This window comes from Klebsiella sp. Q11 (assembly GCF_964241505.1).
GTDB classification, from domain to species: Bacteria; Pseudomonadota; Gammaproteobacteria; order Enterobacterales; family Enterobacteriaceae; genus Klebsiella; species Klebsiella michiganensis.
In genome coordinates this window covers 376,437-400,264 of the sequence record NZ_CAXSXW010000001.1, presented here as the reverse complement: position 1 = coordinate 400,264, position 23,828 = coordinate 376,437, and the positions used below count along the sequence as shown (strand labels likewise).

Here is a 23,828-nt window from a genome sequence, read left to right as displayed (position 1 = left end):
TCTGGACGCTCGTGCAATTCTTATATCTGAGTCGGTTTAACCGAGTAGATAATCTTCAGGTACTGGATTACGATTCGCGGCGGAAAATTTTTAGTCGGTGACTATCCCTTTTGTGCGGCGTGTAATTCCATTATTTACGCTAATTAATGAAATTAACCACTGATTTTGTGTTGTTTATTGGTTTTATGTTCTTATTTTTTGAATTTATTCGGTTTTTTCGCTTTTTTAAATAAAAGTGAGGTTAAGAATAGTCTTAACAACTAATGGCTAAGATCCTGGAACATATAATATTCACTTAAGAATCTACGCATATCCCACCAATAACCGTATGAAAACCAATGATTTTTGTGTTTAACTCAATATCCTTATTTTTATTCTTCTGACTTAAATTGACCTGGTCGGTAATTAGCCCTTTGCGCACTTATTGACACACATGGAGAAAAATCCTAAATTTGGTAACACAAGAAACAAGCAAGTCATTTAGTGCTCTTTATCTCTAGCAATACTATTTTGAATTTTGATTGAATATATTAAAGAGGGAATTTGCTGACTTAGACTTTGCAGGCCTGGGCTATCAGCAGTGTTGTGATACGTTCAAGATTTCCAGGACTATGGGGTTTAACTTTATATGGATTATAAATATTCTTTGGACCAGTGCATCTGGCCAGCGCATGACAGCTATTTTTTAAAAGGACTCGCTGAGCTAATTATTGATATTGATGACCTGATTTACCTGTCGCTTGAAAAGGTACGCCGGGAGTTTGTATTTATTAATCTTAGCGCCAGTTCGCTGAATTATTTTATCCGCCGCGATAGCGAGTGGCTGGCTGAAATGAAAGGCAAGCAAATTGTATTAATTGCCGCGAGGCGCTCGGAAGCGCTGGCCAACTACTGGTATTACAATGGTGCTATTCGTGGCGTGGTCTATGTGGACTTAGCCAAGGATATTCGTCAGGAGCTGGCATACGTTATCAACGGCCGTTTTCTACGTAAAGATATAAAGAAAGACAAAATTACCAACAGGGAAATGCAAATAATTCGGATGACGGCACAGGGAATGCACCCGAAATCTATTGCCAAGATTGAAAATTGTAGTGTGAAAACGGTTTATACCCATCGGCGAAATGCCGAGGCCAAACTGTATTCAAAGATATATAAGTTAGCGCTGTAATTAGTAATAAACGTTGTTTTTAAAATTGTGCACCAGGTCGTAACACCCAAAATAATTTGCGTCGCAGATAATAATGATGCGGCCTGAACTATGGCGGGAATGCACACAGACGTGGGACATCAGGTCCCTTAATAAACTCAGGATGAAAAAGCTATGAAAAAAAAGGTTCTTGCAATTGCTCTGGTAACCGCGTTTGCCGGTATGGGTGTCGCTCAGGCAGCTGACGTTACTGCTCAGGCAGTCGCTACCTGGTCCGCAACCGCCAAAAAAGACACTACCAGCAAGCTGGTGGTGACTCCGCTGGGCAGCCTGGCTTTCCAGTATGCCGAAGGGGTTAAAGGCTTTAACTCACAGAAAGGCCTGTTTGATGTGGCTATCGAAGGTGACGCCACCGCGACCGCATTCAAGCTGACCTCTCGTCTGATCACCAACACCCTGACTCAGCTGGATACCTCTGGTTCCACCCTGAGCGTGGGCGTTGACTACAACGGCGCTGCGGTCGAAAAAACTGCTGACACCACCATGATCGACACCGCGGCGGGCACCCTGGGCGGCAACCTCAGCGCGCTGTCTAACGGCTATAACGTCGCCGGTCGCACCACCGCTCAGGACGGCTTCACGTTCTCCATCATCAGCGGCACCACCGATGGCACCACTGCCGTTACTGACTACAGCACGCTGCCGGAAGGTATCTGGAGCGGCGACGTCAGCGTACAGTTCGACGCGACCTGGACCAGCTGATCCTCTCGTAGCACCAGGCAGGGGGGCTCCCCCTGCCTTATTTCACGGATTGAATTCATATGAAAAAACACATTCTGGCCATCAGCCTGTTGCTCAGCACAATGACGCCAGCCCTGGCGCTGGATGTGGGCGATATCTCTTCATTTATGAACAGCGGCAGCAGCACGCTGAGCAAAGAGATCAAGAACACGACCGACAGCGGTCGCTTAATTAACATCCATATGGAACGCCTCTCTTCGCCGCTGGACGGTGGCAAGGTGATCCCGATGGATAAGCAGGACGAGATTTTACTGACCCCCGCCAGTCTGCTGCTGCCCGCGAAGGCCAGCGACGTGATCCGCTTTTTCTACAAAGGCCCGGCGGACGATAAAGAACGCTATTACCGCATTGTCTGGTTCGATCAGGCGCTCAGCGATGCTCAGCGCAATGGCTCGACCCGCAGCGCGGTAGCGACGGCCTCGGCGCGTATCGGCACCATCCTGGTGGTCGCGCCAAGAAAAGCCAACTTCCGCTATCAGTACGCCAACGGCACGCTGGTCAATACCGGTAACGCGACGTTGCGCATTCTTGCCTACGGCCCGTGTCTGAAGCCGGCTGACGGTAAAGAGTGCAAGGAAAATTATTTCCTGATGCCGGGAAAAGAACGGCGCTTCACGCGCGTGAATGTGGCGGATAAAAAAGGACGGGTCGCGCTCTGGCAGGGCGAGCAGTTTGTTCCCGTGAAATAGACATTTCTTCTGACGGATCAACATTATGGCTCTACCAGGGAACGCTCCAGGATTAAAAACACTCCTTGCCTCCGGCATGGTCATTTTGCTGGTTCCGTTTAGCGTCACTGCCGCCACCGACAAAGTACAGCAAATCGGCGGCGTGATTATCCCTCAGGCCTTCAGCCAGGCGCTGCAGGACGGAATGAGCATCCCACTGTTTATTCATCTTGAAGGCAGCACCGGTACCCAGGACGATCAGCGGATCGGCAATGCCTTTATCTGGCTGGATAATGGCGTTCTGCGCGTTCGGCAGATTCAGCTGGAAGAAAACGATAATAACGCCACCGTCAGCGAGCAGACCCGCAAACAGCTGACCGCGCTGGCCAATGAAGCTTTCAGCAAAGATCTTAACATTAGCCTGACGGATGACGCCCGGCTACAGCTCAGCCTGCGCCAGCTGCTTCTGCAGCTGGTGGTAAAAAAAGAGGCGCTGGGTACGGTGCTGCGCTCGCGCAGCGAAGATATCGGTCAGTCCAGCGTCAACACCCTTAGCAGCACCCTGAACTATAACCTCGGGGTCTATAACAACCAGATGCGCAACGGCGGCAATAATACCTCCAGCTATCTGTCGCTGAACAACGTTACCGCGCTGCGCGAGCACCACGTGGTGCTGGACGGCTCGCTTTACGGTATTGGCTCCGGCAATCAGGACAGCGACGTCTATAAAGCGATGTATGAACGCGACTTTGCCGGTCACCGCTTTGCGGGCGGGATGCTGGATACCTGGAATTTACAGTCCCTTGGCCCGATGACCGCCGTTTCGGCAGGGAAGATCTACGGCGCTTCCTGGGGCAACCAGGCCAGTTCGACGGTGTTCGATAACACCCAGTCGGCCACCCCGGTGGTCGCCTTTTTACCCGCCGCTGGGGAAGTCCATCTGACCCGCGACGGACGCCTGATGAGCGTGCAGAACTTTGCCATGGGTAACCATGAGGTCGACACCCGCGGCCTGCCGTACGGGATTTATGATGTCGATGTTGAAGTGATTGTGAACGGCCGGGTGGTCAGCAAACGCACCCAGCGGGTCAATAAATTGTTCAGCCGCGGACGCGGCGCTGGCGCGCCGCTGGCCTGGCAATTCTGGGGCGGCAGCTTCCATATGGATCGCTGGTCCGAAAGCGGTAAAAAAACGCTTCCGGCAAAAGATAGCTGGCTGGCGGGGGCCTCGGCCTCCGGGTCGTTCAGTACCTTAAGCTGGGCGGCCACCGGCTACGGCTATGATAACAACGCCGTCGCCGAGACGCGCCTGACCCTGCCGATCGCCGAGTCCATTAACGTGAACCTGCAGAATATGCTGGCCAGCGACAGCTCCTGGAGCAGCATCGGCAGCATCAGCGCCACGCTGCCCGGCGGCTTTAGTTCGGTGTGGGTCAACCAGGAAAAAACGCAGATTGGCGACCGGATACGGCGCAGTAATGCCGACAACCGGGCCATCGGCGGCACGCTGAACCTCAATTCACTCTGGTCAAAGCTGGGTACCTTCAGCATCAGCTATAACGACGACCGCCGCTATAACAGCCATTACTACACGGCGGATTACTACCAGACGCTTTACACCGGCTCATGGGGATCGCTGGGCCTGCGCGCGGGTGTACAGCGCTTTAATAACGGCGACAGCAGCGCCAGCACCGGGAAATATATTGCGCTCGATTTCTCGCTGCCGCTCGGCAACTGGTTCAGCGCCGGGATGACGCACCAGAACGGTTACACCATGGCCAACCTGTCGGCGCGTAAACAGTTTGATGAAGGCAGTATTCGCACCATCGGCGCGAACGTTTCGCGCGCCATTTCCGGCGATACCGGCGATGACAAAACCCTCAGCGGCGGCGCGTATGCTCAGTTTGATACCCGCTACTCCACCGGCACGCTGAATGTGAACAGCGGCGTGGATGGCTATGTGAACACCAACCTGACCGCCAACGGCAGCGTGGGCTGGCAGGGGAAAAATATCGCCGCCAGCGGCCGCACCGACGGCAACGCCGGGGTGATTTTCAAAACCGGCCTTGAGGATGACGGCAAGCTCAGCGCCAAGGTTAACGGCCGTATTGTGCAGCTCTCCGGCAACCGTAATTACCTGCCGCTGTCGCCGTACAGCCGTTATGAAGTGGAGCTGCAGAACAGTAAAAACTCGCTCGATAGCTACGATATCGTGACCGGGCGTAAGAGCCAGTTGACCCTTTATCCGGGCAACGTGGCGGTGATTGAGCCGGAAGTGAAGCAGATGGTGACGGTCTCCGGGCGTATCCGCGCGGAAGACGGCACTCTGCTGGCTAACGCGCGGATTAATAACCATATCGGTCGTACCCGCACCGATGAGAACGGTGAGTTTGTGATGGACGTGGATAAAAAATATCCCACCATCGATTTCAGTTACGGTAAAAACCAGAGCTGCGAAGTGGCGCTGGAGCTGAGCCAGGCGCGCGGCGCGGTGTGGGTGGGCGATGTGGTCTGTAGCGGCCTCTCCACCTATGCCCGCACGCAGCAGACAGGAGAAGGTAATGAAAGCTAAATGGCTGGCATGTTTAGTGATGTTCACGGCGGCGCTGTGCGTGACGCGGGTCAACGCCGCGGTCACCAAAACCACCTGGCCGGATGCGGCGGCCATGCAGTTTGTTTTCGTGGAAAACAACTCGGACGATAACTTCTTTGTCACCCCGGGCGGCGCGCTGGACCCGCGAATGACCGGGGCTAACCGCTGGACCGGGCTGAAATATAACGGCTCGGGCACCATTTATCAGCAGAGCCTGGGCTATATCGACAATGGCTATAACACCGGCCTGATTGCCAACTGGAAGTTTGATATGTGGCTGGATAACTCCCCCACATCTCATCCGTTACAGGGGCTGCGCTGTATCAACTGGTATGCGGGTTGCGACATGGCCACCAGCCTGATTCTGCCGCAAACCAGCGATGCCAGCGGCTTCTACGGCGCGACGGTGACCTCCGGCGGACAAAAGTGGATGCACGGCATGATGTCCGACGCTTTCTACCAGTATCTGCAGCAGATGTCGGTGGGCAGCAGTTTCTCGATGACCATCAACTCCTGTCAGACTTCGGTGAACTATGACGCAACCAGCGGCGCGCGCTGTAAAGATCAGGCTTCAGGAAGCTGGTACGTGCGTAAAGTCACCCATACTAAAGCGGCAAACCTGAAGCTGATTAACACCCATGCGCTGGCGGAAGTCTTTATCAACAGCGACGGGGTCCCGACGCTGGGCGAGGGGAACGCCGACTGCCGCACCCAGACTATCGGCTCCCGTTCCGGTCTGAGCTGCAAAATGGTGAACTATAATTTGCAGCACAATGGCCTGAGTAATACCTCAATTCATATTTTTCCGGCAATCAGCAACTCGGCGCTGGCTTCCGCGGTCGGAAGTTATGATATGCAGTTCAGCCTGGATGGGAATTCATGGAAGCCGGTGAGCGGCATCTCCCAGTACTATACGTTTAATGAGATGAAATCATCTGACTCGGTTTACGTATTTTTCTCGAGCAACTTTTTTAAGCAGATGGTCACGCTGGGCATCAGCGACGTGAACACCAAAGACCTGTTTAATTTCCGTTTCTATAACACCACCTCGCCGGAGTCAGGCTGGTACGAGTTTTCGACCTCCAACACCCTGATTATTAAACCGCGCGACTTCAGCATCAGCATTATTTCCGATGAGTACATTTCGGCGCCGACGCGCGAAGGCTACGTGGGCAGCGGCGAGCCGTCGCTGGACTTTGGCTATATTGTCACCACCAGCGGCAAAACCGCCGCCGATGAAGTGCTCATTAAAGTGACCGGGCCAACGCAGGCGATCGGCGGACGTTCATACTGTATTTTTAGTTCACCCGACGGCACGTCGAGAGTACCGTTCCCGGCGACGCTGGCGTTTACCACCCAGACCGGGACCATCAAAACCTACGATGCCGGATGCGATGATACCTGGCGCGATATGACCGACGCCCTGTGGTTAACCACGCCGTGGACGGATATTTCCGGCGACGTCGGGCAGATGGACAAAACGACGGTGACGTTTTCCATTCCGATGGATAACCCGATATCGCTGCGCACGGTGGAAGATAACGGCTGGTTTGGTGAAGTGAGTGCTTCAGGAGAAATTCATGTTCAGGCGACGTGGCGTAACATTAACTAATTTGCTGCGGATGCTTATCTGCCTGCTGTCGCTCGGCTTCGCGACCGCGGCGCAGGCCATCTCGGTGGGTAATTTAACCTTCTCGCTGGCGGCGGAAGATAACTTCGCGTCTAAACGGGTGATTAATAACAATAAAAGCGCCCGGTTGTATCGGGTTTCTATTGTCGCTATCGACCGCCCCGGCGGCAAAGAGGTGCGTTCTCGCCCGGCGGACGGCGAGCTGCTGTTTGCCCCGCGTCAGCTTACCCTGCAGGCGGGGGAGAGCGAGTATTTTAAGTTTTACTACCACGGCCCGAAAGATGACCGTGAGCGCTATTACCGGGTCTCCTTTCGTGAAATACCCACCCGCAATTACGTGATGCGCAATAAAAGCGGTACCGAGGTGAGTATGGATCCTGTGGTGGTGATGGACACGATTCTGGTTGTGCGCCCGCGCGAGGTACGGTTCAAGTGGGCCTACGATCGGGCGGCGGGCACCGTCAGCAATACCGGGAATACCTGGTTTAAGCTGCTGATCAAGCCCGGGTGCGATACGACGGAAGAGGAAGGGGATGCATGGTATTTACGGCCCGGGGACGTTGTTCGCCAGGCCTCGCTGCGCCAACCGGGGAACCACTACATCATCTATAACGATAAATTTATAAAAATGACCAAAGACTGCCCGGTGAACTAACCGGGCAGCTTTTTTCGCGCTTCGTCGCTAAACCTTACGCCCGGCATAGCGGCGGTTCGCCAGCAGGCTCAGGCCGCAGCACAGCAGATAATAAACCGCGCCGGTAAAGACAAATATCGCCAGCGGGTAAATCTGCACTCGGTTATTGACCTGCCCGGCGACGGTGGTCAGTTCCGGCACGTTGACGATAAACGCCAGCGACGTGTCTTTGAGCAGCCCGATAAATATCCCTACCAGCGAGGGCTGAACGTTGCGCAGAGCCTGCGGCAGCAGAATAAGGCGCAGCGTCTGTCCGGGGGCAAAACCCTGAGTCAGCGCCGCTTCGTACTGCCCGCGGGGTAGCGATTGCAGGCCCGCCAGCACCGAGTGCATCACCGACGCGGCGGTAAACCACGCCAGCGCCACCGTGACGGTGACCGCGCCCGGCAGGTCGCTGCCGGTGAGCATGGGGAGCAGATACCACAGCCAGAAAATGACGAAGATCAGCGGGATGCCGCGAATAATCTCCGCCCACAGGAATAGCAGCCGCCGCACGATCCCGTCGTAGCGCCAGGCGATGGCCGCCAGCAGCACGCCCCCCGGCAGCGCCAGCGCGGCGGCGCCGATAGCCATCAGCAGCGTCAGCACCACGCCGCCGGGAATACCGTCCGCCAGCCGTCCCCACAGCAGATAATCGAGGTTATCAACGATAACCGCCAGGTTAGCGTTCATAGCCGGCTCTCCTTTGCTGATCCCTTCCCGGACCGAGACGCGTCAGCGCCACGCCCATGAGCACCCCAAGCGCCAGATACAGCGCGGTGCCGACGGCAAACGCCTCCAGCGCATGCGCGTTGTAGCTCTCGATTTGCCGCACCTGATAGGTCAGTTCGGCGAAGCCGATACCGCTCGCCAGCGAGGAGAGCTTCATCAGGTTCAGATACTGGCCGATAATCGGCTGCCAGGCGTTAGCCAGCCCCTGCGGCAGCAGAATGTGGCGCAGCTCCTGCCACGGTGTAAACCCCTGCGACAGCGCCGCTTCCCGCTGGCCGTGGCTAACGGCGCGCAGCCCGGAGGCGATCTCTTCGATCAGAAACGCCGAAGTAAAGACCCCGAGTCCCCACATTGAGCAGAGAAATTCCGGCGTCAGCCACCAGACGTTGCCCGGCAGAATCGACCAGCTGTGGTCGTCGTTGATAAAATCTCGCGCCCCCAGCGGCAGCAGATTCCAGGCGGCAAAATACCAGAACAGCAGCTGGACCAGCAGCGGCGTATTGCGGAACAGTGAAACCCAGGCCGCCACCAGCCAGCGGCCGGGCCTGCCGCCCCCGAGACGCAGCGCCAGCAGCAGGACGGCCAGCACGGTCGCCAGAATCATCCCCGCGACGCTGACCCAGACGGTGGTGAGAAAACCGGAGATGATCCACTGCAGCGGCTGCCCGCTCAGCACGCCATGCCAGTCGAGATGTGGGATCACGCCTCACCCTCCTGGTGCAGCGGATCGAGCACCTTCTGCAGGAAACGGCGGGTGCGGGCGTGCTGCGGCCGGGCGAAAAACTCGGCCGGCGGCGCGACTTCGAGAATATCGCCGCCGTCGATAAACACCACCCGATCGGCAATCTCGCGGGCGAACTGCATCTCGTGGGTCACCACCACCATGGTGATCCCGCTGTGGGCGAGGGTTTTCATGACCTGCAGCACTTCGCCGATCATCTCCGGGTCCAGCGCCGACGTGGGTTCATCGAACAGAATGATCTGCGGCGAGGAGGCGAGGGCGCGGGCGATCGCCACCCGCTGCTGCTGACCGCCCGAGAGCTGGGCAGGCATCTGCCGGGCTTTATCCGCCAGGCCAACCTGGCTGAGCAGCGCCAGCGAGCGCTCGCGGGCGGCGCTTTTGCTCCAGCCGTGAACGCGTTCCAGCGCGAGGGTAATATTCTCCTGCGCCGTCAGGTGGGCGTAGAGATTAAACTGCTGAAAAACGAAGCCGACCCGGCTGCGCAGCTGGCGCAGGGCGCTGCCGGTAAGCTGGCGCGTCGGTTTGCCGTCGATCAGAATCTCGCCGCCGCTAAGGGATTCCAGCTGATTGATCAGGCGGATCAGGGTTGATTTGCCGGATCCCGAAGGGCCGAGGATCGCCACCACTTCGCCGGGTTCAACCTGTAAATTTACGCCGTTCAGCACCCGATGGTCGCCGTAGCTTTTGGCGACATCGCGAAACTCAATGCTGGCGCTCTGCAGATGCGAAAAATCCGCGGACGATGCCGCGGAGCGTGAAAATAGAGCCGATAACATCATCTTTCTCTGCTTATTTCGCTTCGATAGTAAAGGCGCGCGGCTGCGGGGTTTTGGTGCTCGGGCCAAACCAGACGTCGTAAATTTTGGCCGCTTCACCGGTTTTTTCCAGCTTGACCAGCTCGTCATTGACCGCTTTCAGCAGGGCCGGTTCGCCTTTCTTCACGCCGACGCCAATCTCTTCTTTGCTCAGCAGGTCGGGGATGATTTTGAAGTTTGCCTTGTCCGGCGCTTCCGCCAGCAGTCCGGCGAGGATGGTGCTGTCCTGAGTGATGGCCTGCACGTTGCCGTTGCGTAGGGCGGTCAGCGCCAGCGGAATATCGTCATAAGAGAGCACGCGCGATTGCGGGAAACGCTGATGCAGCGCCTGCTCCCCGGTGGTGCCTTTTACCGCGCCGATGCGCGCTTTGCTGTAATCATCGAGCTTATCCGGTGATTTTGCCGGAACGAGGAACTGCTGGCCGGTCACGAAGTAAGGCGTTGAGAAATCAATTACCTGGGCGCGTTCCGGGGTGATGGTGATATCGGCGACGATCAGGTCGGCCTTACCGGATTGCAGCAGCGGAATGCGGTTGGCCGGGTTGGTGGCGACCAGCTCCAGCTTGACGCCGAGCGATTTTGCCAGCGCTTCGGCGAAGTCCACGTCGTAGCCGACGATTTTATGCGTTTTCGGGTCTACCGAGCCGAACGGCGGGTTGGCGTCGAAGGTGGCGACTTTGACCACGCCGGCGGCTTTGATATCGGCTAGTTGATCGGCCTGAGCCTGCGCGGCGAGCACCAGCATGCCCAGCGCCAGCGCGATTTTTGTTTTTGCAATGCGCATTGTTATTCCCCTGAATCCCTGTTTTGTTTTGTGTTTATCACGCTCCCACAAATCGCCCGTCGGCGGCAAAGAAGAAAAAGTTCTTATCTATAACGAAAAAGAACTTAACAAAGTTGTGGATATTGTTTACCCGGCTCTGTGCTACCAAACTGGGGAGACATTCCGTCAGCTATTGGTATCTTTCTGAAATCACAAGACTCGCAGCGATGCCCTGGTGCCCGCTGAAATCGGCGAACCGGAGGTCGGAAGACAAGGGCTGGCCGCCAGGGATGGCGGCCAGAGGCGAATCGAGACAGCGATGTCGAGTTGAGCCGACCGCAGGCTGAGGACCGGGAGGTGAGCGCAGTGCGCAGCACCGATTTCTTTGCGGGACCGCGGGGATTGTAAAGGGGGAGACGGTTTTCTCCCCCTTTACCCGTTCACGGGTAGCGGTGAGGCATTTTCTGCAGATTGCGAGTGAACGGAACCCTTACGCATAGAATTACAAATCAGGCTTCGGCAAACGCTGCGGGTCCTTCCCAGCCTGCGCTGCGCTTGGCTGGGCTACGGGGCCTCAGTTGTCTGGGGTCGTGTAGCCCGGATAAGACGTTTGCGTCGCAATCCGGGAAAGGCCCCTAATATGCGCCCGACAGAATTACAAATCCGGAATTGATATTTCCCGCCCGCCGTCAACTGTGGTTGAAATAGACACAGGCAAAAATGCTTCCCGACGGAGGAGAAAAATGAAAGTGGCGCTGTGGCAACGCATAACGAGCTGGCTGGCTTCTTTATCAGGATCCGGCGGTGAAGCCGGTCAGCAGGATACCCAACGCATCATGGAGGCAATATTACCGGTCGCCAGTCTCTACGGAATTGAGCTCGGCAACGTTGAAACAAGGTGGTTTCGCCATGATAAAACATACTGAGCGGCGCAGGACGCGTGAAGCCTACTGGAACGAGGTGTGCTTTGTGTAGCGCGAGGCTGTTTGCGGTTGCGGCGACGCAGGAAGCGAAGCCGCAGCCCTGAACAGCTTTATCCCCCCAGATACATCCGTTTGATTTCCGGATTCGCCAGCACCTCCGGCGCCGGACCAGAGAGCATAATCTTCCCATTCTCCAGCACATAGGCGCGATCGGCGATGGTCAACGCCGCCGTGGCGTTCTGCTCTACCAGCAGCACGGTAATATTCTCTTCCCGCAGCTGCTTAATCGTCGCAAACAGCTCCCCGACAATTTTCGGCGCCAGGCCGAGGCTTGGCTCATCGAGCATCAGCAGTACCGGCTCGCTCATTAACGCTCTGGCGATCGCCAGCATCTGCTGCTCGCCGCCGCTCATGGTTCCCGCCATCTGGCTGCGCCGCTCTTTCAGCCGGGGAAACAGGCTGTACATGCGATCGCGCAGGCGGGTAAAGCCGGCGAGATTGTTGTAGGCCCCCATGCGCAGATTCTCTTCGATGGTCAGGTTGGTAAAGATGCGCCGTCCTTCAGGCACCAGCGCCAGCCCCTTACGCACAATCTGATGCGTCTGGCTGCGGGAAATATCCTCGTTGAGAAAATTGACCCGCCCCGTGGAACGCACCAGGTTGACGATCCCGTTGAGGGTGGAGGTTTTCCCGGCACCGTTGCTGCCGATAAGGGTCACAATCTCCCGGTCGTGAATATCAATGTCCACCCCTTTCAGCCCCTGAATCACGCCGTAAAACACTTTTAACTCGCGCGCGCTAAGCATAACGAACGTCCCCCAGGTAGGCGGAAATCACGTCCGGATCCTGAATGGCTTCGGACATCAGGCCGCTAAACAGCGGTTTGCCGTACTCCAGCACCATCACCCGCTCGCACAGCTTGTTGACGAACGGCATATCGTGCTCGATCAGCAGTACGCTGAGCTGATAGTCGTTACGCATGCGGAAGATCAGATCCGCCAGATCCTCCGTCTCTTTCGGGTTCATCCCGGCGGCGGGCTCGTCGAGCAGCAGCAATTTTGGCGACGTCGCCAGCGCGCGGGCGATCTCCACCTTGCGCTGGTTGCCGTAGCTGAGGTTGGTGGCCTGCACGTCGGCGAAATGGGCGATACCGATATCGTCCAGAATCGCCATCGCTTTGGCCTTTGCCGCCCGCTCGGCGGGGAAGTAGCGGCCAATATGCAGCGCCGCTTCCAGCAGCGAATAGCGGCTGGCGCTGTCGAGGCCGACCATCACGTTTTCTAATACCGTCATCGAGTTGAACAGGCGGATATTCTGAAAGGTGCGGGCGATCCCGGCGTTGACCACCCGGTTCGGCTTCAGCCCCTTCAGCGACTTTCCCGCCAGGGTCACGCTGCCGCTGGTCGGCTTATAGTTGGCGGTGATGACGTTGAACATCGTGGTTTTGCCCGCGCCATTGGGGCCAATCAGGCCAAAAATTTCCGCTTCGTCGACGTGGAAACTGACGCTGTCGATGGCCCGCAGGCCGCCGAACTGCATGGTCACGTCCTGCACCTGTAAAATGACCTTATTTTGCGCCATAGCCGCGGCCCCTTTTGCCCACTTGCCAAATCTCTTTTTTGCCCAGCAGACCTTCGCGGGCGAACAGCATGATGATCAGCAGCAGCAGCGAGAACACCACCATCCGCAGGCCCGGATACGCGCCGAGATCGTGACCGAAGAACTGGAGCGGCTGGTCGAGAAAGCGCAGCCACTCGCCGCTGCCGACCACCAGTACGGTGCCGAGCAGCGCGCCGGTGGTGCTGCCCAGGCCGCCGAGCACGATAATAATCAGCAGCTGGAAGGTGAGCATAAAGTCGAACAGGCCCGGCGAGATGGTGGTCAGCAGCGAGGCCAGCAGGCCGCCGCCGATCCCTTCGAAGAAGGCGCTGGTGGCGAAGGCGCAGGTTTTAATGCGAAACGTGTTCACGCCCATGGCGATAGCGGCGTCTTCGTCGTCGCGCACCGCTTTCATCATTCGCCCGTACTTCGACCACACCAGCTGCAAAATCATCCCGGTCGCCAGCAGGGCGAACAGCCCGCACCAGAACAGGAGATGCGGCTGCTGCGGAATATCGTTGAGGCCAATCGCGCCGTTGGTGATCTGCGGATTGTTGATAGCGAGGATTTTAATGATAAAGCCGAAGCCGAGGGTCACAATCGCCAGGTAGTCGCCGCGCACGCGGAAGACCGGCAGGGCAAGGCAAACCGCCAGCGCCGCCGCGCACAGGCCGCTAATGAGCAGCGCGGGCAGGAACCCGGCGTGCAGCACGAGGATCCACGGGCTGGGGGCGGCCATCTCAAACATATCCAGCTTGCTGTCGCTGGGGAGGATTAGCAGAGCGGTGACGTAAGCACCGACCGCCACAAAGCCGTTGGGCTCCAGCGACAGCTGGCCGGTCACGCCGTTGATCAGGTTGTAGCTGACCGCGAGGATCATAAAGACGAAAATGGTGCTGATGACGCGAATAATGTAGTCGTTGAAGACGACGTTGATCCCGGCCAGCAGCGCGACGCAGAGAGCAATAATGACCAGGTTGCGCAGCTGCGCCCCGGCGGTAGTCGTAGCGTTGAGCATCAGAAACGGCTCCTTTCCAGACGTTCATCGCCCATAATGCCAACCGGGCGGAACAAGAGGACCAGAATCAAGAACATAAAGGCAAAGGCGTCTTTGTAACCGCCCAGCTCGGGAAACAGAGCGACCGCCACCACCTCGGTAAAGCCGAGAATAAAGCCGCCGAGCACCGCGCCGGTGACGCTGCCGATTCCGCCGAGCACCGCGGCGGCGAAGGCCTTCAGGCCGATCAGCACGCCCATCAGCGGGTCGATGGTCGGGTAGCTGATGGAGTAGAACACCCCGCCCAGCGCCGCGAGGCTGCTGCCGAGGGCGAACACCAGCGAGATAATGCGGTTGGCGTCGATGCCCATCAGGCGCACGGTATTAACGTCGAAGGCCACCGCGCGGATCGCCATCCCGTAGCGGGTGCGGTACAGCAGCCAGAGGATCGCCAGCAGCAGCAGTACGGTGATCAGCGGCACGATCCACGCCACGTTGGTGATAATCACGTCACCAAAGGCGCGGGTGTTGTTGAAAAATTCCGGTGCGGAAAAGAAGCGCGAGCTGCCGCCAAACAGCACGTTGAACAGGTTTTCGAGGAAGAAGCTGACGCCGATGGCGGTGATCAGCATGGAGATTTTTGATGCCTGACGCAGCGGGCGATAGGCCACCCGGTCGATCAGCATACCGAACAGGCCGCACAGCGCGAGGGTCAGGAAAACGGCTACCCCGAAGGGTAGCCCAATGGAAGAAAACAAAAACAGGGTGGTAAACGCCCCGACCATCATTACGTCCGCATGGGCGAAGTTGATCAGGCGCAGCACCCCATAAACCATCGTATAACCGATGGCAATCAGGGCGTACATGCCCCCAAGGCTCATTCCATTGACCACTTGCTGGAGAAAAATGGCACCATCCATCTGATATCCCTTATAAAACCTTAAGGATTAACCACGGTACGAAACGCCAGCTTGCCATCCTTCACTTCGTTGATGACCGCGCTGCGGATAGCGTCGCCGTTTTGTAACGTCAGCGTGCCGGTTACGCCCTGGAAGTCCTTAGTGGCGCGAATTTTTTCGTTAACGCAAACCCGGTCGTGCGGGTCGCTGCACTGGTTCATGGCGTTGATAATGACGTTATAGGCGTCCGCCGCCATCGCGCCCCAGGTGTGGGTCGGCTGCTGGTATTTGGCTTCCCAGGCTTTGATAAACACCTCGCCCGCCGGCGTTTGCTCTTTGGCGTTCGGCGAGTAGTAGTCGGTGGTCATATAGCCGTTGACCGCGTCTTTGCCGACGTCAAAAAAGACCTGATCCGCCGCCAGCCCGTCGCCGCCGACCACCGGCTTGCTCAGCCCCAGCTGCTTCGCCTGTACGGCGATCAGCGCCCCTTCGGTGTAGTAGATCGGCATATAGATCATGTCGACGTTCTTCGCCTTCACGCTGGCCAGCTGGGCCTTAAAGTCTTTGCTGCCGCCGGGAGCCTGAACTTCGATAGGAATGGTGCCGCCGTTTTTCAGGAACTGCGTGCGGAAGGCCTTCGCCAGGCCGACGGAGTAGTCGTTGCTGCTGTCGAAGACGATGGCGGCGGTTTTGGCTTTCAGATCGCGCGAGGCGAGGTTAGCGCCGACCACGCCCTGGAAGCTGTCGGAGAAGCAGACCCGGCTGACGTAAGGGTGGTTGCGGGTGACGCGGTCGTTGGTCGCGGTTGAGGAGACCAGCGGCGTTTTGCTGTCGTCGGCGATTTTGGTCATCGCCAGGGTATTGGAGGAGGTGACTTCGCCGATCACCGCATCGACTTTATCGCTGGAAACCAGGCGCTGCATGGCGTTAGCGGCTTCAACCTTATCGCTCTTATCGTCAATCACGATAAGCTTCACGGTGTCGCCGTTTTTTAACGTCGGCGTAATGCTCTGGATAATATCCAGCCCTTTTTGCGAAGGCTGACCGTAGCCGCTCAGCGCGCCGCTCAGCGGCAAGACCACGCCGATTTTAATTTCAGCCGCCTGCGCGCTGCTGGCACCGACCCACGCGGCAACCAGCGTGGCCATTAAAGACGCTTTCCCGGAAAACTTGTTCATTGTTACCTCACCGTCGGTCGATTATTTATCTTTAACCATCAATGACTGCATAACATTGAGACATAATTCGCCAGCGTATCCGGCGAATTATTGGCTGTTATGTTGAATAGATAACGAGATATATTTGGTATGCGGATTTACCTTACAACGTCCGTTTCGTTTTTACTCATGCAATATTCTTATTACCTCCAGGAGAGGGCATAAGGCTGATGAAAATACTGTTATTGGTACGGTAAACGCATTTTGCCAGGTGGCGGCTGACGCCTTACCCGGCCTGGAAAGCCCGCAATTTTAGAGCGCACCCGAATATAATATTCAGGTGCGCTCGATAATATTAAAAATCTATTCTGCTGCCCGCGTGACTTATTATTTTAACTGGCTCAACGGTTTTATTTTTCCATGCAGCGCCGGATTATCGCTTTCGTCTTTCAGGCGCACTCCGGTAAGCCGCCGCAAAAAGGCCTGCTCCAGTAGCCAGGCCAGTTTAAATGCGGCGGCATCAAAGCTCAGTCCTTCCGGACGGATATTAGAAATACAGTTGCGCTCCGACTCCAGCCGCTGACGATGCGGCTGCCAGGTTAAATACACCCCGAGGCTATCCGGCGAGGAGAGCCCGGGCCTTTCGCCAATCAATATCGCCACCGCTCTGGCCTTCAGCGTTTCGCCTATATCATCGCCCAGCGCGACCCGCGACTGGTGCGCCAGTACCACCGGGGCCAGGCTCAGGCCGAGGGTTTTCAGATAGGGCTGCAGGGCGCGAATCAGCGGCACCGCCTGGCGCTGCACGGCGTACGACGACAGCCCGTCGCCAATCACCAGCAGCAGGTCGGCGGGGCGCGCGCCGCTGGCGGCGAGGTCGGCGCGGCTCTCTTCGTTCAGCTGTCGCCCCAGATCCGGGCGATTCAGATAGACATGGCGATCGCTGGCGGCGCTGCGGACGGTCAGCGTCGACAGCCCCAGCTCCGCCAGCGGCTGGACTAACTGGTCGCTGGCGAAAGGCTGGTGAATGGCATCGCGCGCCCGGGCGTGGGCGAGGCCGAAATTCAGCACTTCGCGGGTCGGCAGGCTGGCGCCGCTGCGCCCCAGCGCAATCCGCGCATCGGTAAACTCACGCAGCGGGTTCCAGGCGTCGGGAGGATTCATACCGGTTCTCCTTGCGGCAGGACGGAAAGCAGCGGATGGCGGGCATCGGTCAGACGCAGCGCGCCGTGACGGTCAATAATCTGCATCTTCGTCAGCCAGTCGGCGAACTCAGGCGCATGCTGTAAACCCAGCAGTCGGCGGGCGTAAAGGGCATCGTGGAACGAGGTGCTTTGGTAGTTGAGCATAATATCGTCAGCCCCCGGAACGCCGATCAAAAAGGTCAGCCCGGCCGCGCAGAGCAGCGTCAGCAGGGTATCCATATCGTCCTGATCCGCTTCGGCGTGATTGGTGTAGCAAACGTCGCAGCCGATGGGCAGCCCCATCAGCTTGCCGCAGAAGTGATCTTCCAGCCCGGCGCGGATAATCTGCTTACCATCGTACAGATACTCCGGGCCGATAAAGCCCACCACCGTATTGACCAGCAGCGGCTCAAAATGGCGGGCGACGGCATAGGCCCGGGCTTCGCAGGTCTGCTGATCAACGCCGTGGTGGGCGTTGGCGGAAAGACAGCTGCCCTGGCCGGTTTCAAAATACATCACGTTGTTGCCCAGCGTGCCGCGGTTCAGGCTAAGCGCCGCTTCCCGCGCTTCCTGCAGCAGCGCCAGATTAATGCCGAAACCGCTGTTGGCGGCTTCGGTACCGGCCACCGACTGGAACACCAGATCCACCGGCGCGCCGCGCTCAATCAGCTGCAGGGTGTTGGTGACGTGGGTCAAAATGCACGACTGGGTGGGGATGGCGAAGCGCTGAATAATATCGTCAAGCATATGGTTCAGCTGCGCCAGCACCGGCAGGCTGTCGCTGGCCGGATTGATGCCGATCACCGCGTCCCCGGCGCCGTACAGCAGGCCGTCGAGCATGCTGGCGGCGATGCCTTTCATATCATCGGTCGGGTGATTAGGCTGCAGGCGCACGCTCAGGCGCCCCGGCAGGCCGATGGTATTGCGAAAACGGGTGACGACCCGGCATTTGCTGGCGGCGAGGATCAGATCCTGATTGCGCATCAGCTTGCTGACCGCGGCGGCCATCTCCGGGGTTATCGCGCGGGCGACCTGGCGCAGCGCCGCTTCATCGGTGGCGTCGTCGAGCAGCCAGTCGCGAAAATCGCCGACCGTAAGATGGCTAATCGCCGCGAAGCCCCGGGCGTCGTGGGTATCGAGGATCAGCCGGGTCACCTCATCCTGCTCGTAGGGAATCAGCGGATTATCGAGAATCTCCGTGAGCGGAACCTCCGCCAGCGCCATTTTTGCCGCCATCCGCTCTTCGGCGGAGCCGGCGATAACGCCCGCCAGCGCGTCGCCGGAACGCGCAGGAGAGGCCTTCGCCATCAAGGTTTTCAGACTATCAAAGCGCCATACCTGGCCCGATAGCGTAGTTTTATACATGTGTCGCCTCCTCAGGAGACCGTACGCAGCTGCGGATCCACCGCCGCGCGCTGGCGGGCCGCTGCGGTCTTGCGAAACCACAGGTAGCCGCCGAGCATCATGGCGGCGAAAATCAGCGCCAGCAGCGTGTTGTACCAGACCATCGCCACCAGGCAGAGTACCGCCATGGCCAGCGCGAAGGCCGGCGCCCACGGATAGAGCGGCGCGCGGAACGGTCGAATCAGCTTCGGCTCGCTGCGGCGCAGTTTAAACAGCGCCGCCATCGAGGTGATATACATAACAATAGCGCCAAATACCGACATCGTGACGATACAGGCGGTCAGCGGCATCCCGCTAATGGTGATCAGCGAATCGGAGAAAATGGCGGCAATGCCCACCACGCCCCCGGCGAGGATCGCCAGATGCGGCGTGCGGGTGCGGCGGTTCAGCGTCGCCAGGCTGGCGGGGAGATAGCCCGCGCGCGCCAGCGAGTAAATCTGCCGCGAGTAGCCCATGATAATTCCGTGGAACGAGGCCACCAGGCCGAAGAGCCCCAGCCACACCAGCATATGCAGCCAGCCGCTGCTGTTGCCGACCACCATTTTCATCGCCTGCGGCAGCGGGTCGTTAATATTGGCCAGGGTTCGCCAGTCGCCCACGCCGCCGGCAAAAATCATCACGCCAATCGCCAGCACGGTCAGGGTCAGGATGCCGCCGCCCAGCGCCCGGGGAATGGTGCGCTGCGGATCCTTCGCCTCTTCGGCGGCCATCGATGCGCCTTCAATCGCCAGAAAGAACCAGATAGCGAACGGGATGGCGGCAAACATCCCCGGCAGCGCCAGGCCGCTGAAGCTCTCCGCGCCCGCCCAGCCGTTAGCAGTAAAGTGGCTCCAGGAGAAGCCCGGTGCGACAACGCCCATAAACACCAGCAGTTCGAAAATCGCTAATAACGTCACCACCAGCTCAAAGGTCGCGGCGATACCCACGCCGAGAATATTCAGCGTCATAAAGATGATGTAAGCGCTGCAGGCCACCCATTTGGGGTCGAGCGCCGGAAACTGCACGTTAAGATAGGCGCCGATGGCCATGGCGATGGCGGGCGGGGCGAAGACGAATTCAATCAGGGTCGCGAAGCCGGCGATAAACCCGCCGGTCGGGCCAAAGGCGCGGTAGGCGTAGGCAAAAGGCCCGCCCGCATGCGGAATGGCGGTGGTCAGCTCGGTAAAGCTAAAAATAAAGGCGCAGTACATCGCGGCGATGGCCAGCGCGACGATCATAAAGCCCAGCGTCCCGGCCTGGGACCAGCCGTAGCTCCAGCCAAAATACTCTCCGGAAATAACCAGCCCAACGGCGATCCCCCATAAGCGGAAACTGCCGAGCGTTCTTTTTAGCGTTGTGGTTTGCTCTGTCATGTTCGTTGCCTCGCCAGATAAAGATATCGGGAGGGTTGCAAAGAGAATGCCAGGGCATACCACCGATAAACGCGGCGGTTTACGCCAACGAGGATCAAAAAAGGTGCAGACCGCGCCCGGCGGGAGAGTCGCCGTGGTGCAGCTGCCCGCAAATGTGGCGTTACTGGCGCCAGCGTCTTTTTTGCGCCATCGCGCCAGGCCGCTTTGCAATTTAGCAGTGGTCGCGGTATAAGGAATCTCTTATCTGGATGTTTAGATGTCTATACGCCCATGAGGTCAAATGCAAACAACACAACAACAAGGTGGGCAGCTTAAGCGCACCATGAAGACCCGCCACCTGATTATGCTGTCGCTGGGTGGCGTTATTGGCACAGGGCTATTTTTTAATACCGGCTATATCATCTCCACCACCGGAGCTGCGGGTACGCTGCTGGCCTATCTGATTGGCGCGCTGGTGGTCTGGCTGGTGATGCAGTGTCTGGGCGAACTCTCGGTGGCGATGCCGGAAACCGGGGCGTTTCACGTCTACGCCGCCCGCTATCTCGGCCCGGCGACCGGGTACACCGTCGCCTGGCTCTACTGGCTAACCTGGACCGTCGCGCTTGGCTCAAGCTTCACCGCCGCCGGATTCTGCATGCAGTACTGGTTCCCGCAGGTGCCGGTATGGGTCTGGTGCGTGGTGTTCTGCGCGGTGATTTTCGCCCTCAACGTTATCTCCACCCGCTTCTTTGCCGAAGGTGAATTCTGGTTCTCGCTGGTGAAGGTGGTCACCATTATTGCCTTTATTATTCTCGGCGGGGCGGCGATCTTCGGCATCATTCCGATGCAGGATGGCTCCCCGGCGCCGGGGCTGCGCAATATCACCGCCGAAGGCTGGTTCCCGCACGGCGGTCTGCCGATCCTGATGACCATGGTGGCGGTTAACTTCGCTTTCTCCGGCACCGAACTTATCGGCATCGCGGCGGGGGAAACGGAGAATCCGCACAAAGTCATTCCGGTGGCCATTCGCACCACCATCGCCCGGCTGATTATCTTTTTTATCGGCACCGTCTTCGTGCTGGCGGCGCTGATCCCGATGCAGCAGGCGGGAGTCGAGAAAAGCCCGTTTGTGCTGGTGTTCGAAAAGGTGGGGATCCCTTACGCGGCGGATATCTTTAACTTTGTGATCCTGACGGCGATTCTATCGGCGGCCAACTCTGGCCTCTACGCCTCCGGGCGGATGCTGTGGTCGCTCTCCAATGAAAAAACGCTGCCGGCCTGTTTTACTAAATTAACCAAGAACGGCGTGCCGCTGACGGCGATTTCGGTCAGCATGCTTGGCGGCGTGCTGGCGCTCTTCTCCAGCGTCGTGGCCCCGGATACGGTGTTTGTCGCGCTGTCGGCGATTTCCGGCTTCGCGGTGGTGGCGGTATGGCTGAGCATCTGCGCCTCGCACTTTATGTTCCGCCGTCGCCATCTGCAGCAGGGGAAGGCGCTAAGCGAACTGCACTACCGCGCGCCGTGGTATCCGCTGGTGCCGGCGCTGGGATTTGTGCTTTGCCTGGTGGCCTGCGTGGGTCTGGCGTTTGACCCGAGTCAGAGGATTGCGCTGTGGTGCGGGATCCCGTTCGTGGCACTGTGTTATGGTGCGTATTATCTGACTCGTTCACGGAAACTCACCCAGGAGCCTCAACATGTCGCAGAATAATCCGTTAACCGCCCTCCTTGACGCAAAGCCCTTTATCCTGCTGGACGGCGCGATGGCGACGGAGCTGGAAGCGCGCGGCTGCAATCTTGCCGACAGCCTGTGGTCGGCGAAAGTGCTGGTCGACAACCCGGAGCTTATCCGCGAAGTTCACCTCGACTATTTCCGCGCCGGCGCGCAGGTGGCGATCACCGCCAGCTATCAGGCGACGCCGGCGGGCTTTGCCGCCCGCGGCCTCGATGAAGCGCAGTCGAAAGCGCTGATCGGCAAAAGCGTTGAGCTGGCCCGCAAGGCGCGGGAGGCGTATCTGGCGGAAAACCCGCAGGCGGGCGCGCTGCTGGTTGCCGGTTCGGTCGGGCCGTACGGCGCCTTCCTGGCGGACGGTTCGGAGTATCGCGGCGATTATGTCCGCAGCCGTGAGGAATTTCAGGCGTTTCATCGTCCGCGCGTGGAAGCGCTGCTCGACGCCGGGGCCGATCTGCTGGCCTGCGAAACGATGCCGAATTTCGCCGAGATGAAGGCGCTGGCGCAGCTGCTGACCGCCTATCCGCGCGCGCGGGCGTGGTTCTCGTTTACCCTGCGCGATGCGCAGCATCTCAGCGACGGCACGCCGCTGCGGGAAGTGGTTGGTGTGCTGGCAAACTATCCGCAGGTGGTGGCGTTGGGCATTAACTGTATCGCACTGGAGAACACCACCGCCGCGCTGGCGCATCTGCATAGCCTGACGGCTCTGCCGCTGGTGGTTTATCCTAACTCCGGGGAGCACTATGACGCGGTATCCAAGACCTGGCATCACCACGGCGAAGCCTGTGCAACGCTGGCGGAATATTTACCCCAGTGGCTGGCGGCGGGGGCGAAGCTGATTGGCGGCTGCTGCCGCACGACGCCGAAGGATATTGCCGAACTGAACGCCCGGCGTTGAGTTTGCGCCGGGTGGCGGCTGATGCCTTACCCGGCCGACAACGTGCACGAATCGTAGGCCGGGTAAGCGTAAGCGCTACCCGGCATCAATCATCCGGCATCCGCTAACACAAACATCCCGTACGGGTGGATTTCGAGATAGTAATGCTCGCCGACGTCCGGCTGCAGTCGCGTCGCGTTCACCTGCAGCAAAATTTCCTGCCCGTGCCACTCCACCGTCACCTCGTACTGCGGCCCCATATAGGCCACGTGACGGATCGTGCAGCGCTGGCTCTCCTCGCCGCGATCGCTCAGGGTGATCGCCTCCGGGCGGACGCCGACGCTGCCCTCGCCGTGGGCGGCAAAATGCAGCGGCCTCGGCAGACGATAGCCATAAATATCGACGAATCCTTCGCTGAAGGCGGCCGGGAACAGGTTGGCATCGCCCATAAAGCTCGCCATAAAGCGCGACGCGGGCTGGCGGTAAAGATCCTGCGGCGAGCCGATCTGCATGATATGCCCCTTATTCATCACCAGCACGGTATCGGAAACCGCAAAGGCTTCACTCTGATCGTGGGTCACGTACAGCGAGGTGATATCAAACTGCTTTTGCAGTTCGCGGATCTTATCGCGCATGCTGCGCCGCAGGTTGGCGTCGAGGTTGCTTAAGGGCTCATCAAACAGCAGCACCTTTGGCTTGAGGATCAGGGCACGCGCCAGCGCCACGCGCTGCTGCTGGCCGCCGGAGATCTGATCGACATAGCGGTCTTCGAAGCCCTCCAGATCCACCATCGCCAGCGCCTCCTTCACCCGCGCTTTCACGTCGCTGCGCGACGCGCCGAGCATCTTCAGACCGTAGCCGACGTTGTCCCCCAGCGACATATGCGGAAACAGGGCGTAAGACTGAAACACCATACAGATGTCGCGCTGCTGAATGGAGCGATGGGTCACGTCTTCGCCATCGATGAAAATCTGCCCTTCGCTCGGTTTTTCCAGCCCGGCGACCAGGCGCAGAATGGTGGTCTTACCTCAGCCGGAAGGGCCGAGCAGGGTCACCATTTGCCCCTGCGGGATGGTGAGATTGATATTGTCGATAACCGTGTTGCTGCCGAATCGCTTGGTGACGTTGCGCAGTTCAACAAAATTTTTCTGACTCATAGTG

At 58.3% G+C, this 23,828-nt stretch carries 22 protein-coding genes and 1 pseudogene; 10 read left to right on the top strand and 13 right to left on the bottom strand.

What is annotated here, in order from left to right; genetic code table 11:
• Positions 1-628 precede the first annotated feature (628 nt).
• The 6 genes from ACESQ2_RS01820 to ACESQ2_RS01795 all read left to right on the top strand — a co-directional run bounded on the left by ACESQ2_RS01820 (position 629) and on the right by ACESQ2_RS01795 (position 7,497).
• On the top strand, positions 629-1,171 hold the full coding sequence (locus ACESQ2_RS01820) for a helix-turn-helix transcriptional regulator (protein ID WP_014228101.1): 543 nt from the start codon (positions 629-631) through the stop codon (positions 1,169-1,171).
• Positions 1,172-1,324: 153 nt separating this feature from the next.
• Complete coding sequence (locus tag ACESQ2_RS01815; RefSeq protein WP_004848092.1) at positions 1,325-1,912, top strand: common pilus major fimbrillin subunit EcpA; 588 nt, start codon at positions 1,325-1,327, stop codon at positions 1,910-1,912.
• Between the two features lie 59 nt (positions 1,913-1,971).
• A complete protein-coding gene (locus ACESQ2_RS01810; protein WP_004848094.1) occupies positions 1,972-2,640 on the top strand; it encodes a hypothetical protein in 669 nt (222 codons plus the stop codon).
• A 25-nt stretch (positions 2,641-2,665) separates the two neighbouring features.
• Complete coding sequence (locus ACESQ2_RS01805) at positions 2,666-5,191, top strand: fimbrial biogenesis outer membrane usher protein (RefSeq protein WP_046877023.1); 2,526 nt, start codon at positions 2,666-2,668, stop codon at positions 5,189-5,191.
• A gap of 19 nt (positions 5,192-5,210) precedes the next feature.
• Positions 5,211-6,824 (top strand): hypothetical protein, encoded by a 1,614-nt coding sequence (locus ACESQ2_RS01800; protein WP_223239395.1) that lies wholly within the window; start codon positions 5,211-5,213, stop codon positions 6,822-6,824.
• A complete protein-coding gene (locus tag ACESQ2_RS01795) occupies positions 6,793-7,497 on the top strand; it encodes a molecular chaperone (RefSeq protein WP_014837540.1) in 705 nt (234 codons plus the stop codon). Before ACESQ2_RS01800 ends, ACESQ2_RS01795 begins: the two co-directional genes overlap by 32 nt.
• 27 nt (positions 7,498-7,524) lie before the next feature.
• On the opposite strand, the gene ACESQ2_RS01790 is transcribed toward ACESQ2_RS01795, so the two are convergent.
• From ACESQ2_RS01790 to ACESQ2_RS01775, 4 genes are read right to left on the bottom strand one after another with little or no spacing between them, the layout of a single operon-like run.
• A complete protein-coding gene (locus tag ACESQ2_RS01790; RefSeq protein WP_046877022.1) occupies positions 7,525-8,208 on the bottom strand; it encodes an amino acid ABC transporter permease in 684 nt (227 codons plus the stop codon).
• Positions 8,198-8,950 (bottom strand): amino acid ABC transporter permease, encoded by a 753-nt coding sequence (locus ACESQ2_RS01785; protein WP_014228108.1) that lies wholly within the window; start codon positions 8,948-8,950, stop codon positions 8,198-8,200. The genes ACESQ2_RS01790 and ACESQ2_RS01785 overlap by 11 nt, the downstream gene beginning before the upstream one ends.
• Positions 8,947-9,765, bottom strand: coding sequence for an amino acid ABC transporter ATP-binding protein (locus ACESQ2_RS01780; protein WP_373170138.1), 819 nt, complete (start codon positions 9,763-9,765; stop codon positions 8,947-8,949). The genes ACESQ2_RS01785 and ACESQ2_RS01780 overlap by 4 nt, the downstream gene beginning before the upstream one ends.
• 13 nt (positions 9,766-9,778) lie before the next feature.
• On the bottom strand, positions 9,779-10,588 hold the full coding sequence (locus ACESQ2_RS01775; protein WP_014228110.1) for an ABC transporter substrate-binding protein: 810 nt from the start codon (positions 10,586-10,588) through the stop codon (positions 9,779-9,781).
• Between the two features lie 722 nt (positions 10,589-11,310).
• Here ACESQ2_RS01775 and ACESQ2_RS01770 point away from each other — a divergent pair.
• Positions 11,311-11,493, top strand: coding sequence for a hypothetical protein (locus ACESQ2_RS01770; protein ID WP_222582028.1), 183 nt, complete (start codon positions 11,311-11,313; stop codon positions 11,491-11,493).
• Positions 11,494-11,600: 107 nt separating this feature from the next.
• On the opposite strand, the gene ACESQ2_RS01765 is transcribed toward ACESQ2_RS01770, so the two are convergent.
• From ACESQ2_RS01765 to ACESQ2_RS01745, 5 genes are read right to left on the bottom strand one after another with little or no spacing between them, the layout of a single operon-like run.
• Positions 11,601-12,296: an ABC transporter ATP-binding protein gene (locus ACESQ2_RS01765; RefSeq protein WP_004848112.1), complete on the bottom strand. Its 696-nt coding sequence runs from the start codon at positions 12,294-12,296 to the stop codon at positions 11,601-11,603.
• On the bottom strand, positions 12,289-13,071 hold the full coding sequence (locus ACESQ2_RS01760) for an ABC transporter ATP-binding protein (protein WP_014228113.1): 783 nt from the start codon (positions 13,069-13,071) through the stop codon (positions 12,289-12,291). Before ACESQ2_RS01760 ends, ACESQ2_RS01765 begins: the two co-directional genes overlap by 8 nt.
• A complete protein-coding gene (locus ACESQ2_RS01755) occupies positions 13,058-14,107 on the bottom strand; it encodes a branched-chain amino acid ABC transporter permease (RefSeq protein ID WP_004848115.1) in 1,050 nt (349 codons plus the stop codon). Before ACESQ2_RS01755 ends, ACESQ2_RS01760 begins: the two co-directional genes overlap by 14 nt.
• Complete coding sequence (locus ACESQ2_RS01750) at positions 14,107-15,006, bottom strand: branched-chain amino acid ABC transporter permease (RefSeq protein ID WP_004099333.1); 900 nt, start codon at positions 15,004-15,006, stop codon at positions 14,107-14,109. The genes ACESQ2_RS01755 and ACESQ2_RS01750 overlap by 1 nt, the downstream gene beginning before the upstream one ends.
• Positions 15,007-15,026: 20 nt before the next feature.
• Positions 15,027-16,133, bottom strand: a complete 1,107-nt coding sequence (locus tag ACESQ2_RS01745) for an ABC transporter substrate-binding protein (RefSeq protein WP_024359092.1) — start codon at positions 16,131-16,133, stop codon at positions 15,027-15,029.
• On the opposite strand from ACESQ2_RS01745, the gene ACESQ2_RS01740 reads away from it, so the two are divergent.
• Positions 16,126-16,269: a hypothetical protein gene (locus tag ACESQ2_RS01740; protein WP_162557331.1), complete on the top strand. Its 144-nt coding sequence runs from the start codon at positions 16,126-16,128 to the stop codon at positions 16,267-16,269. The two genes, ACESQ2_RS01745 and ACESQ2_RS01740, sit on opposite strands and share 8 nt — an antisense overlap.
• Before the next feature lie 260 nt (positions 16,270-16,529).
• On the opposite strand, the gene eutC is transcribed toward ACESQ2_RS01740, so the two are convergent.
• The 3 genes from eutC to eat are packed head-to-tail and all read right to left on the bottom strand — an operon-like array spanning position 16,530 to position 20,082.
• Positions 16,530-17,306, bottom strand: a complete 777-nt coding sequence (gene eutC / locus ACESQ2_RS01735) for an ethanolamine ammonia-lyase subunit EutC (protein ID WP_373170111.1) — start codon at positions 17,304-17,306, stop codon at positions 16,530-16,532.
• Positions 17,303-18,691, bottom strand: coding sequence for an ethanolamine ammonia-lyase subunit EutB (locus ACESQ2_RS01730; protein WP_032748165.1), 1,389 nt, complete (start codon positions 18,689-18,691; stop codon positions 17,303-17,305). Before ACESQ2_RS01730 ends, eutC begins: the two co-directional genes overlap by 4 nt.
• Positions 18,692-18,702: 11 nt before the next feature.
• Positions 18,703-20,082, bottom strand: coding sequence for an ethanolamine permease (gene eat / locus ACESQ2_RS01725; RefSeq protein WP_032748166.1), 1,380 nt, complete (start codon positions 20,080-20,082; stop codon positions 18,703-18,705).
• 280 nt (positions 20,083-20,362) lie between these two features.
• On the opposite strand from eat, the gene mmuP reads away from it, so the two are divergent.
• Together mmuP and mmuM are read left to right on the top strand one after the other, a co-directional pair.
• Positions 20,363-21,769, top strand: coding sequence for an S-methylmethionine permease (mmuP, locus tag ACESQ2_RS01720; RefSeq protein WP_032748168.1), 1,407 nt, complete (start codon positions 20,363-20,365; stop codon positions 21,767-21,769).
• Positions 21,756-22,688 carry a homocysteine S-methyltransferase gene (gene mmuM / locus ACESQ2_RS01715; RefSeq protein ID WP_046877020.1) on the top strand — a complete coding sequence of 311 codons (933 nt, stop codon included), beginning with the start codon at positions 21,756-21,758 and terminating at the stop codon, positions 22,686-22,688. Before mmuP ends, mmuM begins: the two co-directional genes overlap by 14 nt.
• Positions 22,689-22,777: 89 nt before the next feature.
• Here mmuM and fbpC read toward each other — a convergent pair.
• A pseudogene (fbpC, locus tag ACESQ2_RS01710) lies at positions 22,778-23,824 on the bottom strand (ferric ABC transporter ATP-binding protein).
• Positions 23,825-23,828: the final 4 nt, after the last annotated feature.

Excerpts from the sequence above, each read along its gene's own strand:
- ACESQ2_RS01820 (WP_014228101.1), top strand. The coding sequence starts at position 629 with ATGGATTATAAATATTCTTTGGACCAGTGCATCTGGCCAGCGCATGAC.
- ACESQ2_RS01815 (WP_004848092.1), top strand. The coding sequence starts at position 1,325 with ATGAAAAAAAAGGTTCTTGCAATTGCTCTGGTAACCGCGTTTGCCGGT.
- ACESQ2_RS01810 (WP_004848094.1), top strand. The coding sequence starts at position 1,972 with ATGAAAAAACACATTCTGGCCATCAGCCTGTTGCTCAGCACAATGACG.
- ACESQ2_RS01805 (WP_046877023.1), top strand. The coding sequence starts at position 2,666 with ATGGCTCTACCAGGGAACGCTCCAGGATTAAAAACACTCCTTGCCTCC.
- ACESQ2_RS01800 (WP_223239395.1), top strand. The coding sequence starts at position 5,211 with ATGTTCACGGCGGCGCTGTGCGTGACGCGGGTCAACGCCGCGGTCACC.
- ACESQ2_RS01795 (WP_014837540.1), top strand. The coding sequence starts at position 6,793 with ATGTTCAGGCGACGTGGCGTAACATTAACTAATTTGCTGCGGATGCTT.
- ACESQ2_RS01790 (WP_046877022.1), bottom strand. The coding sequence starts at position 8,208 with ATGAACGCTAACCTGGCGGTTATCGTTGATAACCTCGATTATCTGCTG.
- ACESQ2_RS01780 (WP_373170138.1), bottom strand. The coding sequence starts at position 9,765 with ATGTTATCGGCTCTATTTTCACGCTCCGCGGCATCGTCCGCGGATTTT.
- ACESQ2_RS01775 (WP_014228110.1), bottom strand. The coding sequence starts at position 10,588 with ATGCGCATTGCAAAAACAAAAATCGCGCTGGCGCTGGGCATGCTGGTG.
- ACESQ2_RS01770 (WP_222582028.1), top strand. The coding sequence starts at position 11,311 with ATGAAAGTGGCGCTGTGGCAACGCATAACGAGCTGGCTGGCTTCTTTA.
- ACESQ2_RS01765 (WP_004848112.1), bottom strand. The coding sequence starts at position 12,296 with ATGCTTAGCGCGCGCGAGTTAAAAGTGTTTTACGGCGTGATTCAGGGG.
- ACESQ2_RS01760 (WP_014228113.1), bottom strand. The coding sequence starts at position 13,071 with ATGGCGCAAAATAAGGTCATTTTACAGGTGCAGGACGTGACCATGCAG.
- ACESQ2_RS01755 (WP_004848115.1), bottom strand. The coding sequence starts at position 14,107 with ATGCTCAACGCTACGACTACCGCCGGGGCGCAGCTGCGCAACCTGGTC.
- ACESQ2_RS01750 (WP_004099333.1), bottom strand. The coding sequence starts at position 15,006 with ATGGATGGTGCCATTTTTCTCCAGCAAGTGGTCAATGGAATGAGCCTT.
- ACESQ2_RS01745 (WP_024359092.1), bottom strand. The coding sequence starts at position 16,133 with ATGGCCACGCTGGTTGCCGCGTGGGTCGGTGCCAGCAGCGCGCAGGCG.
- eutC (WP_373170111.1), bottom strand. The coding sequence starts at position 17,306 with ATGAATCCTCCCGACGCCTGGAACCCGCTGCGTGAGTTTACCGATGCG.
- ACESQ2_RS01730 (WP_032748165.1), bottom strand. The coding sequence starts at position 18,691 with ATGTATAAAACTACGCTATCGGGCCAGGTATGGCGCTTTGATAGTCTG.
- eat (WP_032748166.1), bottom strand. The coding sequence starts at position 20,082 with ATGACAGAGCAAACCACAACGCTAAAAAGAACGCTCGGCAGTTTCCGC.
- mmuP (WP_032748168.1), top strand. The coding sequence starts at position 20,363 with ATGCAAACAACACAACAACAAGGTGGGCAGCTTAAGCGCACCATGAAG.
- mmuM (WP_046877020.1), top strand. The coding sequence starts at position 21,756 with ATGTCGCAGAATAATCCGTTAACCGCCCTCCTTGACGCAAAGCCCTTT.